The 15,508-nt window shown below is 54.8% G+C and carries 13 protein-coding genes and 4 tRNA genes; 2 read left to right on the forward strand and 15 right to left on the reverse strand.

Going from position 1 to position 15,508, the window contains the following annotated elements:
- Positions 1 to 9: 9 nt before the first annotated feature.
- Complete coding sequence (hemX, locus tag VSR74_RS21480; RefSeq protein ID WP_347796587.1) at positions 10 to 1,194, forward strand: uroporphyrinogen-III C-methyltransferase; 1,185 nt, start codon at positions 10 to 12, stop codon at positions 1,192 to 1,194.
- 2 nt (positions 1,195 to 1,196) lie between these two features.
- Positions 1,197 to 2,393, forward strand: coding sequence for a protoheme IX biogenesis protein HemY (hemY, locus tag VSR74_RS21485; protein WP_347796588.1), 1,197 nt, complete (start codon positions 1,197 to 1,199; stop codon positions 2,391 to 2,393).
- Positions 2,394 to 2,814: 421 nt separating this feature from the next.
- Here hemY and VSR74_RS21490 read toward each other — a convergent pair.
- The 15 genes from VSR74_RS21490 to wecB all read right to left on the reverse strand — a co-directional run bounded on the left by VSR74_RS21490 (position 2,815) and on the right by wecB (position 15,506).
- Positions 2,815 to 2,891, reverse strand: a tRNA-Pro gene (locus tag VSR74_RS21490).
- A 41-nt stretch (positions 2,892 to 2,932) separates the two neighbouring features.
- Positions 2,933 to 3,019 (reverse strand) — tRNA-Leu (locus VSR74_RS21495).
- A gap of 21 nt (positions 3,020 to 3,040) precedes the next feature.
- A tRNA-His gene (locus VSR74_RS21500) sits at positions 3,041 to 3,116 on the reverse strand.
- A 57-nt stretch (positions 3,117 to 3,173) separates the two neighbouring features.
- Positions 3,174 to 3,250, reverse strand: a tRNA-Arg gene (locus VSR74_RS21505).
- Positions 3,251 to 3,352: 102 nt separating this feature from the next.
- Positions 3,353 to 4,738, reverse strand: coding sequence for a bifunctional threonine/serine APC transporter ThrP (gene thrP, locus VSR74_RS21510; RefSeq protein WP_347796589.1), 1,386 nt, complete (start codon positions 4,736 to 4,738; stop codon positions 3,353 to 3,355).
- Positions 4,739 to 4,949: 211 nt separating this feature from the next.
- Positions 4,950 to 5,690 carry a lipopolysaccharide N-acetylmannosaminouronosyltransferase gene (gene wecG / locus VSR74_RS21515; RefSeq protein ID WP_347796590.1) on the reverse strand — a complete coding sequence of 247 codons (741 nt, stop codon included), beginning with the start codon at positions 5,688 to 5,690 and terminating at the stop codon, positions 4,950 to 4,952.
- Between the two features lie 11 nt (positions 5,691 to 5,701).
- Positions 5,702 to 7,042, reverse strand: a complete 1,341-nt coding sequence (wzyE, locus tag VSR74_RS21520) for an ECA oligosaccharide polymerase (protein WP_347796591.1) — start codon at positions 7,040 to 7,042, stop codon at positions 5,702 to 5,704.
- The gene (locus tag VSR74_RS21525; RefSeq protein WP_347796592.1) at positions 7,039 to 8,118 is read right to left on the reverse strand and encodes a TDP-N-acetylfucosamine:lipid II N-acetylfucosaminyltransferase; all 1,080 of its coding nucleotides are present in this window, start codon (positions 8,116 to 8,118) and stop codon (positions 7,039 to 7,041) included. Before VSR74_RS21525 ends, wzyE begins: the two co-directional genes overlap by 4 nt.
- Entirely contained in the window at positions 8,115 to 9,365 is a 1,251-nt protein-coding gene (wzxE, locus tag VSR74_RS21530; protein WP_347796593.1) for a lipid III flippase WzxE, read from the reverse strand. Before wzxE ends, VSR74_RS21525 begins: the two co-directional genes overlap by 4 nt.
- Position 9,366: 1 nt before the next feature.
- The gene (rffA, locus tag VSR74_RS21535; protein WP_347796594.1) at positions 9,367 to 10,497 is read right to left on the reverse strand and encodes a dTDP-4-amino-4,6-dideoxygalactose transaminase; all 1,131 of its coding nucleotides are present in this window, start codon (positions 10,495 to 10,497) and stop codon (positions 9,367 to 9,369) included.
- 4 nt (positions 10,498 to 10,501) lie between these two features.
- On the reverse strand, positions 10,502 to 11,176 hold the full coding sequence (gene rffC / locus VSR74_RS21540) for a dTDP-4-amino-4,6-dideoxy-D-galactose acyltransferase (RefSeq protein WP_347796595.1): 675 nt from the start codon (positions 11,174 to 11,176) through the stop codon (positions 10,502 to 10,504).
- Complete coding sequence (gene rfbA / locus VSR74_RS21545) at positions 11,154 to 12,035, reverse strand: glucose-1-phosphate thymidylyltransferase RfbA (protein ID WP_347796596.1); 882 nt, start codon at positions 12,033 to 12,035, stop codon at positions 11,154 to 11,156. Before rfbA ends, rffC begins: the two co-directional genes overlap by 23 nt.
- Positions 12,036 to 12,052: 17 nt before the next feature.
- Positions 12,053 to 13,120 (reverse strand): dTDP-glucose 4,6-dehydratase, encoded by a 1,068-nt coding sequence (gene rffG / locus VSR74_RS21550; protein ID WP_347796597.1) that lies wholly within the window; start codon positions 13,118 to 13,120, stop codon positions 12,053 to 12,055.
- The gene (gene wecC / locus VSR74_RS21555; protein ID WP_347796598.1) at positions 13,117 to 14,379 is read right to left on the reverse strand and encodes a UDP-N-acetyl-D-mannosamine dehydrogenase; all 1,263 of its coding nucleotides are present in this window, start codon (positions 14,377 to 14,379) and stop codon (positions 13,117 to 13,119) included. Before wecC ends, rffG begins: the two co-directional genes overlap by 4 nt.
- The gene (gene wecB, locus VSR74_RS21560; RefSeq protein WP_347796599.1) at positions 14,376 to 15,506 is read right to left on the reverse strand and encodes a non-hydrolyzing UDP-N-acetylglucosamine 2-epimerase; all 1,131 of its coding nucleotides are present in this window, start codon (positions 15,504 to 15,506) and stop codon (positions 14,376 to 14,378) included. The genes wecC and wecB overlap by 4 nt, the downstream gene beginning before the upstream one ends.
- Positions 15,507 to 15,508: the final 2 nt, after the last annotated feature.

The following is a 15,508-nucleotide window of genomic DNA, read 5'->3' on the forward strand; positions in this document are numbered from 1 at the left end:
GAAGCCATAATGACGGATCAAAAAGAAAACTCCGCCGTGGTTGAAGAGACCAGGGAGGCCGTGGAAACCACGCCACAGTCAGAAGCACAAAAACCCGATTCCGCAGAGAAAAAAGGCGGAGGCGCAAAAACCAGCCTGGTACTGAGCGCTGTGGCAATTGCGATTGCTCTGGCGGCAGGCGTTGGATTATATGGCTGGGGAAAACAGCAGGCCGTAAACCAGAGCACCGCTAACGACACCTTAGCCAATCAGTTAGTCACGCTGCAAAAAGCGCAGGAAAGCCAGAAAAGTGAATTTGACGCGCTGCTGAAACAGCAGGCTGCGCAGCTTGCCGAGGCGCAGAATCAGCGCGACACGCTGGCAAAACAACTGGATGAAGTGCAGCAAAAAGTGGCGGCGATTTCCGGCACCGATGCGAAAACCTGGCTGCTGGCTCAGTCCGACTTCCTCGTGAAGCTGGCCGGCCGCAAGCTGTGGAGCGATCAGGACGTCACCACCGCCGCCGCGCTGCTAAAAAGCGCCGATGCGAGCCTGGCTGACATGAACGACCCCAGCCTGATTAGCGCCCGCCGTGCGATCACCGAAGATATCGCAAGCCTCGGCGCGGTATCCCAGGTGGACTACGACGGCATCATTCTGAAAGTGAACCAACTGGCTAATCAGGTGGATAATCTGCGCCTGGCAGACAACAACACCGACGACTCTCCGATGGATTCCGATAGCGATGAGCTTTCCAGTTCAATTGGCGAGTGGCGCGTAAATCTGCAAAAAAGCTGGCAGAACTTTATGGACAGCTTTATTACCATCCGCCGCCGCGATGAAACCGCCGTACCACTGCTGGCACCGAATCAGGACGTCTACCTGCGCGAGAACATTCGCTCACGCCTGCTGGTCGCAGCACAGGCCGTACCGCGTCATCAGGAAGAGACTTACAAGCAGGCGCTGGATAACGTCTCAACATGGGTTCGCGCTTATTACGACACAGATGATGCTACAACCAAAAGCTTCCTTGAAGATGTCGATAAACTCAGCCAGCAGAGCATCACCATGAACGTACCGGAAACGCTGCAAAGCCAGCCGATTCTGGAAAAACTGATGCAGACGCGCGTGCGTAATTTGATGGCGCAACCTGCGGCTGCCGCTCCGGCCCCACAGGCTGAAGCCCCTGCGCCAGCCGCGCCTGAAGGAGAGTAATTATGTTAAAAGCCTTATTACTCTTCGCACTGCTGATCGCCGGGATCGTCGTCGGCCCAATGATCGCCGGACACCAGGGTTATGTGTTGATCCAGACGGATAACTATAATGTTGAAACCAGCGTCACCGGGTTAGTGATCATTATGATCCTCATCATGGTCGTGCTGTTTGCCCTTGAGTGGCTGCTGCGCCGCATCTTCCGTACTGGCGCGCATACCCGCGGCTGGTTTGTTGGCCGTAAACGCCGTCGTGCGCGCAAGCAAACAGAGCAGGCGTTACTCAAACTGGCCGAAGGTGATTACCAGCAGGTTGAGAAGCTGATGGCGAAAAATGCCGATCACGCAGAACAGCCGGTAGTGAACTATCTTTTAGCCGCCGAAGCTGCCCAACAGCGCGGCGATGAAGCCCGAGCCAATCAGCATTTGCAGCGCGCAGAAGAGAATGCGGGTAATGATTTGATCCCGGTGGAAATCACTCGCGTTCGTCTGCAACTGGCGCGTAATGAAGACCATGCCGCCCGCCACGGCGTTGATAAGCTACTGGAAATTACCCCGCGTCATCCGGAAGTGCTGCGTCTTGCCGAGCAGGCTTACATCCGCACCGGCGCGTGGAGTTCGCTGCTGGATATTATCCCATCAATGGCGAAAGCGAACGTCGGCGATGAAACCCATCGCGCCGCCCTGGAGCAACAGGCGTGGATTGGTTTAATGGATAAAGCGCGCGCAGATGAAGGTAGCGAAGGGCTACGCGACTGGTGGAAAAACCAGAGCCGCAAAACGCGCCATGAAGTGCCGTTGCAGGTGGCAATGGCAGAGCACCTGATTGAATGCGACGATCATGATATGGCGCAGCAGATCATCATCGACGGCCTGAAACGTCAGTATGACGATCGCCTGGTCATGCTAATCCCGCGTCTGCGTACAAATAATCCGGAACAACTGGAAAAAATATTACGTCAGCAGATCAAGAGCGTCGGCGACAGGCCGTTATTGTGGAGCACACTTGGGCAATCGCTGATGAAGCACGGCGAGTGGCAGGAGGCGAGCCTCGCCTTCCGCGCGGCCATCAAGCAGCGCCCGGATGCCTACGATTACGCCTGGCTCGCGGATACCCTTGACCGCCTGAAAAAACCGGAAGAGGCCGCGGCCATGCGCCGTGATGGGTTGATGCTTACGTTGCAGAATAACCCGCCGCAATAATCTCATCTCAGGGGGCCATCCGGCCCCCTTTTTTTAGCCATAAAAAAACGCCTGCTCACAGGAGCAGGCGTTAAAACAGGTCTTTATGACAACAATGGGTGCTTCACTCAACGTTATGTCCATGGTGTCTGATGAGGCCTGAGCGACATCTGTCATCGGACGATAAGCACCGTAAACGGCTCTGCGTCATTCCTGAGTTTATGAGGCCCAAAGGCGAGCATAAGAGATGGAATGAGCATCTACGGCGCGCATTATTGCACACACTTTGACACAAAGACATCTACTTTATTAAGGATTGGGAATTTTCTGCTCAAACTGTCAGCAGGTAGATTTACATCATCGTATTCAGGGTATTGAAGGAAAACGAGGGAAGTACAGACACGCAGAAAACAAAAAACCCCGCCGAAGCGGGGTTCAAAATTGGTCGGCGAGAGAGGATTCGAACCTCCGACCCACTGGTCCCAAACCAGTTGCGCTACCAAGCTGCGCTACTCGCCGAAATACTGCTTTTTGAATTTTTAGTTCAATCTTTAAAGTCGTGGTGCGAGGGGGGGGACTTGAACCCCCACGTCCGTAAGAACACTAACACCTGAAGCTAGCGCGTCTACCAATTCCGCCACCTTCGCATTGTCACAACTTTTAAATAATGGGGTGGCTAATGGGATTCGAACCCACGACAACTGGAATCACAATCCAGGGCTCTACCAACTGAGCTATAGCCACCACTACAAAACTTTTTACGCGGTTATCAAAACCACCGCAGCTCCAGCACCGGGTAAATGGTGCGCCCGACAGGATTCGAACCTGAGACCTCTGCCTCCGGAGGGCAGCGCTCTATCCAGCTGAGCTACGGGCGCTTAGCGCCGTTGCGGGGTCGGATATTACGGACTTCCCACCCCGCTGTCTAGTGCCTTTTTAAAGAAAATTACCGTTTGCTCATGGTTTGTGCGTTTTGTCGCTTATTTCTCCACTTTCTGGATATCAACACCGCGATTCAGGCCAAAAACTTTATAAACCAGCGTGACACCCAGTAAAAAGAGAATGCCGACAAACAGTGACATGCGCGTATCTTCGTTGATTCCCATACCAATCAGCACACAAACCAGGAACGCCATCGTTAAATAATTCGCCCATGGGAAGAGCAGAGAGCGGAACGGATGGCTGGCAATCGCCTCTTTATGCGCGCGACGGAAGCGAATCTGGCTAATCAGAATGACGAACCACGGCACCATCCCCGGCAGGACGCTGGCGCTATAGACATACACGAACACGCGCTGTGGATTAGGGATGATGTAGTTGAGGCAGGAGCCAATCAACAGAATCACAATCGAGAGCGCCACACCCGCCGCCGGAACCCCGCTGCGCGACACCTTCGCCATCGCTGCCGGAAGCTGACGGTTCTTTGCTAATGCATAAAGCATACGCCCACAGCTATACATTCCGCTGTTGCAGCCGGAAAGCGCCGCTGTCAGCACCACAAAGTTGATGATCCCCGCGGCTGCGGTGATCCCTATTTTGGCGAAGGTCAGAACGAATGGGCTACCGTTGGTGCCGATTTCGTTCCACGGGAAGATAGTCACGATGACAAAAATCGCGCCGACATAGAAAATCAGGATACGCCACAACACTTTACCCACCGCGCTGCGCAGCGTCACCTGCGGGTTTTTCGCTTCGCCTGCGGTCATGCCGATTAGCTCAACGCCCTGGTAAGAGGCGACAACAATACAGAGCGCGGTCAGAAAACCTTTCCAGCCGCCCGCAAAGAAGCCACCGTGCGCCGTCAGGTTTTCGAAACCGATGGAGTGGCCACCGTTGCCGAAACCAAAGAAGATTACGCCAAGGCCAATCACAATCATCACAATGATGGTGGTGACTTTAATCATCGCGAACCAGAACTCGATTTCACCATACAGACGTACTGCCGCCAGATTCGCAATCGCCACCAGACCGACGGCAATCAGCGCGGGTATCCACTGCGCTATCTCCGGGAACCAGAACTGCACGTAGACGCCAATGGCGGTGATTTCCGAGATCCCCACGGCCATCCACATAAACCAGTAGGACCAGGCCGTGAGATAGCCAAAGAAGGGACTCATATAGCGGTGCGCGTAAACGGCGAACGAGCCGGTTACAGGTTCGATGAACAGCATCTCACCCATTGAACGCATGATGAAAAAGACGAATACCCCGGCCAGAATATAGGCCAGCAGCACCGACGGCCCCGCCCACTTCAGCGTGCTCGCCGCCCCCATAAACAGGCCGACACCAATGGTGCCGCCAAGGGCGATTAATTCGATGTGACGGGCTTCCAGACCGCGCTGGAGCTCCGGTTGTTTCTCTGCCATAAATCCTCTTGTGTTTGCATGGTTCCGGCCATTGCCGGTTATTTTTATGTGTAAAACGACTGACGCTTACAGGTAGGGGGATATCAAAAAACCGACGGATTTTCCATCAAGGGGGGGAATGGTTTAACAATTTTTGATAAATGGCAAATAAAGTATTAGATATGTGAATGAAATGCACAAATATTGCGCATTCATTCACATTCAGGCAGGGTTATAGCTGATTCGTGTAATGCCAGCGCAAATAGCGCAGCAGGCGAAGCTGGCGGGTAATACGGCTCGGCTGGGACAGCAAGCGATAGAGCCACTCCAGTCCCAGTTTCTGCCAGAACTTCGGCGCACGTTTTACATGACCGGTGAAAACATCGTAGGTACCGCCTACCCCCATATAGAGCGCATCCGGATAGATTTCGCGGCTGTCGCGCATCAGGATCTCCTGCTTCGGCGAGCCCATCGCGACGGTGACGATTTTCGCCCCACTCTCGCGAATACGCTCGAACAGCGCCTGGCGCTGTTCCGGCTGAAAATAGCCGTCCTGCGTACCAACCAGATTCACATTCCACTGTTGACGCAGCTTCGCTTCCGTCTGCGCCAGCACGTCTGGTTTGCCGCCTACCAGGAAGACCGGCGTGCCTTCTCTGCCCGCACGTTCCATGAGGGCTTCCCAGAGATCGGCTCCGGCAACACGTGAAACGTCAGCCTGCGGGTACTTCTTGCGTACCGAACGTACCACGCTGATACCATCGGCATATTTGAACTCCGCCGCGTCGATAAGCGTGCGAACTTCAGCGTTATCCTCGGCGGTCAGCATTTTCTCGGCGTTAATCGCCACCAGCGTACCGCTCTTTAGCTGCCCATCGGCATACAGAAAATCCAGCGCGTGTTGCATGTTGCGCCAGCCGATAAGCTTCAGACCACGCAGCTCGTAGATTGGCGCGGTATGTGAATCAGTCATGAGTATCCTTTTCAAACATGCTTAAGCTGCTTAAAACGCTGGTGAATCAGCCCCGCGCTTTCAAACAGCCAGTACAACAGTTTTGCCACCAGTAAACAGAGGCCAAAAACAACCAGGAAGAAAACCACGCGCGAAACGAATGAATCCAGCCCTTCCCTTGCCAGCACGATCATATTGAAGATAGCGCCAAAACAGAAACTGTGCAGGATCGCCGCCTTATAGCGGTTAGTCTCTTCATTGCCGAGCATGTAGAGCCAGTCAAACCATTTGATAATCAGCCCAACCACTACTGCGCCAAGGGGAATAAACCACACGCCGCCCATTACCACCAGCGAACCAATCAGCGTTGGAGAGATCGCCAGCCCGGAGTGGTTATTCAGTACTTCCCAGGTGAAGTAGTTAGCGGTATTAAGCACAATGCCTGGGCGGTCAGGCCAGAGCCAGGTCGGAATAAAGACGTAGAAATCGCGGGCAATCGGCGCCAGCCCCTGAAAATCGATTTTGTCGTAATTCTGCAACAGCAGTGCCAGGTTTTCCCACGGCGAGAAGGTGTCACGCGTTAGATAAAGGAAGGTATAAAACGCTTCATCGCCGCTCACGCTCATGCCATAGCGCTTCAGTGCCAGCCAGAACATACCGACAATCCCCATTACGCCCGCCGCGACCAGCATCCACAAAGAGATCCAGCCGCGAATAATGCCGATAAACAGGAAGATGGCGAAGGCGATGATAATATTCGCACGCGTACCGCCGACAATGGCGTAAGTCAGTAAGCCAAAGGCCACGGTGCTGAGCAGAAAGAAGATCCACGCTTTCCAGCCTGGGCGCAGGAAGTAGACCACCAGCATCGCCGGAATAAAGAAGTAAAAGAAGCGTTTAAGCGCCACGCCGGAGACTTCACTGGAGAAAATCTGGCTGTAGGAGTGCAGCTTAAACAGCAGAAAGCCGTTGTGCATAAAGAAGATGCCAACCGTCAGCAACGCCAGCCCCATCAGCAGCATCCACGCAAGGTGAGTTTCGACCCGGTTCATGGTGAATAGCGGCCTGCGGGGAGTGGTGGCAGAGGCCGGACGTAGACGCGTTTTATAGCTAACGTAGTACACGGCGTAAAAACAAACCGAGGCCAGTAGCGTTTGCAGCAGAACATCCGGCGGCGCGACACCCACGTCGAAGCGGAACACCAGCGTACAGGTGAGCGGGAAGCCGAAGAAAAAAGTCAGCAAGAACAGCAGTGAAAAGAATACGTTGAAATTAAATCGCACCCGGCGAAATTCAAACCAGGTGAGGGTGCCAATAAACAGGGACGATAGTAACCAGACGACAAACAGCCCGCTAAATTGCATTTCCGTCATGTCGGCTCTCCCGCGGCTAAGCGCAGAGCGCGGTGCCAGGGCTCAAGGTAGTTCGGGCTGAAGAAGACAATCGCATTTTTATCCACCAGCGCCAGTTGGCGTTGTGCTTCGCGTACCACGCTCTCATCCAATACATCTTCGGTAAACAGCACCGGGATGTGCTGCTCAGCCATGTCCTGCCAGAACGGATTCTGACGGTTAAGCACACAGGGCACTCCCGCCTGAATCAACAAACAAAGGGTGCCGATCCCCTGCTGACGGGCAAATATAAAGTAGCCCAGGTCACAGCGGCGTAATAGCGTCATATAGTCGTCAAATTCCATCTTTTCGCTGAGGATTTGCAGATTTTTGTCGCTAAACAGCGCCAGCCCCGCTTCGCGCACGTCGTTGATATAGGCGTCGTTACTGGCGGGATAACCCATTGGCACAATCACGTTAACCGTATCGCCAAACTGTTGATGAACCGCTTTCAGCGCCGCAATGTGTTCATTGCTGCGATCGCCCGAGTTACCGACCAGAATAGTGAGTTTGCCGCTATGGGGGGCTTGCGGCGCTAACGTATTAAGCGCGGGATCCATTCGCGTCGGGAAGTAGAGCAGTTCGCCTGACACACGCGGATGCAAACGGGCGAAATAGCTAAGGTCGCCGCGGGTTGCGAACACCCGCCCCACTCGACCCTGAGCCATGCGCCGGAGCGGGTAGAACAGGCGGAATTTCACGCCTCGGGAAACCTCATAAAGATCGGCCCCCCAGATGTGCCAGTTAAACTGCTCGGGTTTTATCCCACCGCTCAACAAAGCCAGCCACAGGCCAGTATTGAACTGGCCGTGGAAAAAGAAACGCTGTTCCCGAGACGTTTTCGCCCGCGCTACCACCGCTTTCGCAAGCGTCGCTTTATCGGGATAACGCTCAATGGTAAGCGCAGGGAATGCCGCCGCCAGGTCTTCGTCGCGACTCACCACCATAAACCGACGGGCATGCTCGCTTGTGCCTGCCAGCTCTTCAGCGAAGAACCGCAGCACGGTCTGGTTGTGGTGAGGGATATCCGATCCCAGTACGTGTATCAGTGCTGTCATAGCCGTTTACGCCAGATTAAAAACGCGCCGCAACAAAGGGCGAAATAAACAATATAAGTCGCCATATAGGCTTGTGCCGCTCCCAGCGCGCCATGTGCCGGGATCAGCCAGTGAGAAAACGCGGTGAGCAACGTAAACTGGCTGATTTCCGCAAGGATATACAGGCGCAGCGACGCTTTGGCAATCACCAGATAGCCGAAAACGTATGCGCCAACTTTCAGTACATCCCCCACCAGTTGCCACGCGAACAGGTCGCGCATGGCCGCAAACTTCGCCGAAAAGAGCAGCCAGATGGCGAAATCACGCAACAACCAAACGCTCAAGCTCGCCGCCGCAACCGCGGGCAACACGAATTTCAGAGAACGGATGATTTCGCGGGTGATCTCCGATTTTCCCGTCAGACGAGATAATGTTGGCAACAAATAGACGCTAAACGAGGCGGTAATAAATTGCAGGTAGGCGTCGGAGATACTGCTGACACCCTGCCAGATCCCCACTTCATCCCAGCTATAGTGCGCCGCCATCAGGTTTCGCATCATCACGTAGGCCACGGGCAGCGTCACCGACGTGATAAGCGCCATCAGGGTGAATTTCCCCAATTGCCCGGCAAACCATTTATCCCACTGCGGCTTCAGGTATCCCCATGGGATAGTACCGCGCCGCGCCAACATGAACGCCGCTGGAATCACAATCAAGGCAGGAACCAGCGCCAGGCCGAGCAGCGCCCCCTGATAACCGCCAAGGCGATAACAGGCGTAATAGGCAACAACACCGATGAAACTGCCGGCAATCAGCGAAAGCGCATTACCTGCCGCGTCGCGAAAGCCCTTCATCAACGCCAGCAGCAGGTTAGCCCACGCGATACCCATCTGCACCAGCGCCACCAGGCGAACCAGCCCCTGATACTCTGTATGACCAAACAGGGCCTGGCTTATTGGCGCGGCTGCCAGCAGGAAAAGAAGAGCCAGTAATGTGGAGAAACCAAGCACCATCGCTGATGACGTGCCGACAACCTTACGCAATTGCGTCGGGCTATCATGATGTTCAGCAACAAATTTGGTGACGCCGTTGAAAATCCCCGCCCCCGCCAGTACGCCTAGCACGGTCACAAGCTGGCGGAAGTTGCCCGCCTGACCAACGCCCGACGGCCCAAACGACACTGCCAGCAGTTTGACCACCAGCAGGCCGACGCCAATTTTTACCAGCGTGGACGCGGCAGTCCACACGGAAGCTTTAGCCAGCGACATCTCAGGCGAAGTAGTTCAGTAGAGTATTGATCACCGTGCGCTGATTAACCGCAGCCAGGTTATAGAACAACGGTAAACGGAGCAAACGCTCACTTTCCTGAGTGGTGAAGCGATCTTCACCATGGAACTCACCGAACTTCTCACCCGCCGGGCAGGAGTGCAGCGGAATATAGTGGAAGACCGCCAGAATCTCCGCTTCTTTCAGGAAGGCGATAAGCTGACTACGATCCTCGTTATCGCGCAGTTTGATATAGAACATATGTGCATTGTGGCCACAGTTTTCCGGCACCGATGGTAGTTCAATGCGCCCGGCTTTCGCCAGAGGTTCCAGCGCGTCGTAATAGGTTTGCCACAGCGCCAGACGCTGCTGGTTAATACGTTCCGCCGCTTCCAGTTGCGCCCACAGGTAGGCAGCCTGCAAATCGGACATCAGGTAGCTGGAACCAATGTCACGCCAGGTGTATTTATCCACCAGACCACGGAAAAACTGGCTGCGGTTGGTACCTTTTTCACGGATGATCTCCGCCCGCTCCACCAGCGCTTTGTCATTTATCAGCGTCGCCCCGCCTTCACCACCCGCGGTATAGTTTTTAGTTTCGTGGAAACTAAAGCAGCCGATGTGACCGATAGAACCCAGCGCACGGTCTTTGTAGGTCGACATCACGCCCTGCGCGGCATCTTCCACCACAAACAGATTATGCTTTTTGGCGATCGCCATAATGGTGTCCATTTCACAGGCCACACCAGCGTAATGCACCGGCACAATCGCGCGCGTTTTATCGGTGATCGCCGCTTCAATTAGCGTTTCGTCGATATTCATGGTGTCTTTACGCACATCCACAAAGACGATTTTCGCCCCACGCAGGACGAACGCATTGGCAGTAGAAACAAAGGTGTAGCTGGGCATGATGACTTCATCGCCAGCCTGGATGTCCAGCAGCAGCGCCGCCATTTCAAGCGAAGCAGTGCAGGATGGCGTCAGCAGCACTTTGGCGCTACCAAAACGTTGCTCCATCCACTGCTGGCAGCGACGGGTAAAGCCACCGTCACCGCAAAGTTTGCCGCTGCCCATCGCGGATTGCATATAGTCGAGTTCGGTTCCCACCACCGGCGGGGCGTTAAATGGAATCATGGTGTCACCTGTATAACCAGTATGCGGTGCTGACAATGTTCGCCCCGCTTTGAATGTAGCGTTTCAGTGCCGCGGTATTGCCGATTTGTGTCGCAACCCGCAGCGTCGACAGACCGCGCATCCGCGCCCAGCAAATTGCCGCCTGCATTAATTCTTCCCCCGCACCGCGCCCGGCCAGCAAGCCAATACGCGCATCGGTGGCATTTAGCTCGCGCAGAGATACAAACGCGCGAATATCACCGTTATCATGACGAAAAACCAGACACTGGTGATCAAAAGTCCCTTTGACCGCATTTTCAATCCATTGAGCGTAGAAACGCCCGCTGGCATCAACGGCATACCACGGTGCGCGAAAGCGGCTTTGAGAAAACGCCTGTGCCGCAAGCGAGCGAAGCGGAGGGATATCGTTATCGGAGGCTATCTCTGCGTGCGGATCGGTTACGGCCGTCACTGCCAGCGCCAGATCCACCTCGCCCTCCACCAGTTGAAAGCCAAGCTGTTGCAGAGCGTCCAGCCTCTGTGTCTGATGGGTGGCAATTTTTGCCTGCACGCGCGACCAACCGTTTAGCGACGCCGTCGTCAATAGCGCCGCCTGTTCGTCAAAGCGAACCATCGCGCTGTTGATGCCGAAGAACTGGTTTTCCCAGTTCAGCGGTTCAATACTGGCGCGGACGGGCACGGAGAAGCTCCAGCAGATATTGGCCATAGCCCGTTTTGGCGAGCTGAGCGGCGGCGCGTTTAACGCCTTCATCGTCCAGCCAACCGTTACGCCAGGCGATCTCTTCCAGACAGGCGATTTTGAACCCCTGCCGTTTTTCAACTGTCTGCACGAACATGCTCGCTTCAATCAGGCTGTCGTGCGTGCCGGTATCAAGCCAGGCAAAGCCACGTCCCAGCAGCTCGACGGTGAGTTTTCCCTCTTCCAGGTACATCTGGTTGATAGAGGTAATCTCCAGCTCGCCGCGCTCGGAAGGTTTGACCCGTTTCGCATACTCCACCACATTGCTGTCGTAGAAATAGAGACCGGTTACCGCCCAGTTAGATTTTGGCTGCTTCGGCTTTTCTTCCAGCGAAAGCGCGCGGAAGTTGTCGTCAAATTCCACCACGCCGAAACGTTCCGGATCCATCACCTGATAACCAAAGACCGTTGCGCCCTCGGTTCGCGTAGCGACGCTGCGCAATTTCGGACTAAAGCCCTGACCGAAGAAGATGTTATCGCCCAACACCAGGCAAGAAGGCTCGCCATTGAGGAAGGTTTCGCCAATGATAAACGCCTGCGCCAGCCCATCCGGGCTCGGTTGTTCTGCATATTCGAGATGAATACCGAACTCGCTGCCGTCGCCCAGCAGGCGCTGGAAGTAGCCTTTATCTTCAGGCGTGGTAATAATCAGAATGTCGCGGATGCCTGCCAGCATCAACACTGACAGCGGATAGTAGATCATCGGCTTATCATAAACAGGCAGTAGCTGTTTCGATACGCCGCGCGTAATAGGGTGCAGGCGAGTACCCGACCCACCAGCCAGAATAATACCTTTCATCCGTTTTCTCCTCCGGGTTAACCCTTCAGACCTAAACGTTCGCCCTGATAGCTGCCGTCCTGCACCTGTTTCCACCAGGTTTCGTTGGCAAGATACCATTGCACGGTTTTGCGCATTCCGCTCTCGAATGTCTCTTCAGGCACCCAACCCAGTTCACGTTCAATTTTCGACGCGTCGATTGCATAACGCAGGTCGTGCCCCGGACGGTCGGCAACATAGGTGATGAGATCGCGATAGTGTGCAACACCCTGCGGCTTCTGCGGCACCAGTTCTTCGAGCAGAGCACAAATAGTCTCGACCACCTCAAGGTTTTTACGCTCGTTATGGCCGCCGATATTGTAGGTTTCGCCTACGGCGCCTTCCGTCGCCACCCGATAAAGCGCGCGCGCATGGTCATCCACATACAGCCAGTCACGGATCTGCTGACCGTTGCCGTACACAGGAAGCGGTTTCCCTGCCAACGCGTTGAGGATCATTAACGGGATCAGCTTTTCCGGGAAGTGATACGGGCCATAGTTGTTGGAACAGTTGGTGATGAGCGTTGGCAGGCCATAGGTACGCAGCCATGCGCGCACCAGATGGTCGCTGCTTGCCTTCGAGGCGGAATAAGGGCTACTGGGGGCGTACGGTGTGGTTTCGGTAAAGAAATCATCAACGGAATGCAGGTCGCCATACACTTCATCGGTCGAGATATGATGGAAGCGAAACGCCGATTTCTTTTCATCTGCCAGCGTATTCCAGTAGCTTCTCGCCGCTTCCAGCAGCGTATAAGTGCCGACAATATTGGTTTCGATAAAAGCGGCCGGGCCATCAATAGAGCGGTCTACATGGCTTTCCGCCGCCAAATGCATCACCGCATCCGGCTGGTATTGGCCAAAGACGCGCGTGAGCGCCGCGCTGTCACAGATATCCACCTGCTCAAACGCAAAACGCTCGCTGCGAGCGACGGGGGCCAGAGACGCCAGGTTTCCCGCATAGGTCAGTTTATCGACCACCACGACGGCATCCGCCGTCTTTTCGATGATATGACGCACGACCGCCGAGCCGATAAAGCCGGCCCCGCCAGTGATCAGAATCCGTTTCAACGCCACACCCCTTTCGCATCCACAATAAAGGGCTGGGTCACGTTCCCGGCGGCGATGGCTTTAAATTCATTGTGATCAACCAGCATGACGATCACGTCGGCCTGAGCCAGCGCGTCGTCGGTAGAGACCAGCGAACACAGCCCATCGAGTTTTTTCGGCAACTGATGAATATTCGGTTCAACGACCAGTGTTTCACCGGCGTGCCACTGGGCAATCAGTTCGGCGATTTCCATTGCCGGGCTTTCGCGCAGATCGTCAATGTTAGGTTTGAACGCCAGACCGAAGCAGGCGATTTTCAGTTCGCTGGCGCGTTTGTTGGTCGCCGCCAGGCAATCCGCCACGTTGGCTTTGACCTGGTCAATCACCCAGAACGGTTTGTGATCGTTTACTTCGCGAGCGGTGCGAATCAGACGCGCCTGTTGCGGGTTCTGCGCCACGATAAACCACGGGTCGACGGCGATGCAGTGACCGCCCACTCCCGGGCCCGGTTGCAGGATGTTGACACGCGGATGGCGGTTCGCCAGGCGAATCAGCTCCCAGACGTTAATCCCCTGATCGGCGCAAATTAACGAGAGTTCGTTGGCAAAGGCGATATTAACGTCGCGGAAGCTGTTTTCCGTCAGCTTACACATCTCAGCCGTGCGGGCGTTGGTCACGACACATTCGCCTTCGAGGAAAATGTTGTACAGCTCGCTGGCGCGCGCAGAGCACACCGTCGTCATACCACCTATTACGCGGTCGTTTTTAATCAGTTCAACCATTACCTGCCCTGGCAACACACGCTCCGGGCAATAAGCAATGTTAATGTCAGCCTGTTCCCCTGCCTGTTGCGGGAAAGTGAGATCCGGACGTTGCGCAGCCAGCCAGGCAGCCATCTGTTCCGTCGCGCCAACTGGCGAGGTGGATTCAAGGATAACCAACGCGCCTTTTCTTAGTACTGGTGCAATCGACTTCGCTGCGGCTTCGACGTAAACCATATCCGGTTCGTGATCGCCTTTAAAGGGCGTCGGCACGGCAATCAGGTAGGCGTCGGCTTCAACAGGCGTCGTGGTCGCGCGCAGATGCCCCTCACTGACCGCTTTTTTCACCACTTTATCGAGGTCTGGTTCAACAATATGAATTTCGCCACGGTTAATCGTATCAACCGCCTGCTGGTTGATATCCACGCCGATGACCTCTTTTTGCCGGGAAGCAAAGGCCGCCGCAGTAGGGAGGCCAATATAGCCAAGACCAATTACCGAGATGGTAGAGAAACTCATAGCGTTACCTGATTATTTTTAAGGGCTGATAAGATACGTTCGCATGCCTGGCCGTCACCATACGGGTTGTGTGCGCGGCTCATCGCCTGATATTCGTTTTCATCGTGCAACAAGCGCGACACTTCTTCGACAATTCGACGGCTGTCGGTGCCCACCAGGCGTACTGTGCCGGCATCAATCGCTTCCGGGCGTTCGGTGGCGTCACGCATCACCAGTACCGGTTTACCCAACGACGGCGCTTCTTCCTGAATCCCGCCCGAGTCGGTGAGGATCAGCCAGGTGTGGTTCATCAGCCAGACAAACGGCAAATAGTCCTGTGGCTCAATCAAAATGACATTTTCCACATGGCCCAGAATACGGTTCACCGGCTCGCTGACGTTCGGGTTGAGATGCACCGGGTAGACAATTTGCACATCCGGATGGGTGGAAGCAATTTCGGCTAATGCGTGGCAGATGTGCTCAAAACCGCGACCAAAACTCTCGCGGCGATGGCCGGTAACCAAAATCATCTTTTTGCCGTTCGCTAAAAAAGGATAGCGCTGTGACAGCTCACTGCGCAGCGCTTCGTTGCTCAGTACGCGATCGCGTACCCAAAACAGCGCATCGATGACCGTGTTGCCGGTGACAAAAATACGCGTGTCAGCAATGTTCTCTTTCAGCAGATTCTGGCGCGACGTTTCCGTCGGTGCAAAATGGTACATCGCCAGATGCCCCGTCAGCGTGCGGTTAGCTTCTTCCGGCCACGGCGAGTAGAGATTACCGGTGCGCAACCCTGCTTCGACATGCCCTACGGGAATACGCTGGTAAAACGCCGCCAGGCTTGCGGCGGCCGTGGTGGTGGTATCGCCATGCACCAGCACGACGTCTGGCTTGAAAGATTCCAGAACTGGTTTTAACCCTTCCAGAATGCGGCAAGTAATTTCTGTCAGCCCCTGACCTGGACTCATGATATTGAGGTCGTAATCAGGAACGACAGAGAACAGATTTAGCACCTGATCGAGCATCTCGCGATGCTGTGCGGTGACACAGACCTTAGCCTCAAAATGAGGATCTCTTGCCAGCGCATGAACCAGAGGCGCCATTTTGATCGCCTCCGGACGCGTACCAAATACAGTCAGTACTTTCACAT

Origin of the sequence: Pseudocitrobacter cyperus, from assembly GCF_039889165.1 — a bacterium.
Lineage (GTDB): Bacteria > Pseudomonadota > Gammaproteobacteria > Enterobacterales > Enterobacteriaceae > Pseudocitrobacter > Pseudocitrobacter cyperus.

What these genes read in the sequence shown, in the direction of transcription:
- hemX (WP_347796587.1), top strand. Translation starts at nt 10, where the DNA reads ATGACGGATCAAAAAGAAAACTCCGCCGTGGTTGAAGAGACCAGGGAG.
- hemY (WP_347796588.1), top strand. Translation starts at nt 1,197, where the DNA reads ATGTTAAAAGCCTTATTACTCTTCGCACTGCTGATCGCCGGGATCGTC.
- thrP (WP_347796589.1), bottom strand. Translation starts at nt 4,738, where the DNA reads ATGGCAGAGAAACAACCGGAGCTCCAGCGCGGTCTGGAAGCCCGTCAC.
- wecG (WP_347796590.1), bottom strand. Translation starts at nt 5,690, where the DNA reads ATGACTGATTCACATACCGCGCCAATCTACGAGCTGCGTGGTCTGAAG.
- wzyE (WP_347796591.1), bottom strand. Translation starts at nt 7,042, where the DNA reads ATGACGGAAATGCAATTTAGCGGGCTGTTTGTCGTCTGGTTACTATCG.
- VSR74_RS21525 (WP_347796592.1), bottom strand. Translation starts at nt 8,118, where the DNA reads ATGACAGCACTGATACACGTACTGGGATCGGATATCCCTCACCACAAC.
- wzxE (WP_347796593.1), bottom strand. Translation starts at nt 9,365, where the DNA reads ATGTCGCTGGCTAAAGCTTCCGTGTGGACTGCCGCGTCCACGCTGGTA.
- rffA (WP_347796594.1), bottom strand. Translation starts at nt 10,497, where the DNA reads ATGATTCCATTTAACGCCCCGCCGGTGGTGGGAACCGAACTCGACTAT.
- rfbA (WP_347796596.1), bottom strand. Translation starts at nt 12,035, where the DNA reads ATGAAAGGTATTATTCTGGCTGGTGGGTCGGGTACTCGCCTGCACCCT.
- wecC (WP_347796598.1), bottom strand. Translation starts at nt 14,379, where the DNA reads ATGAGTTTCTCTACCATCTCGGTAATTGGTCTTGGCTATATTGGCCTC.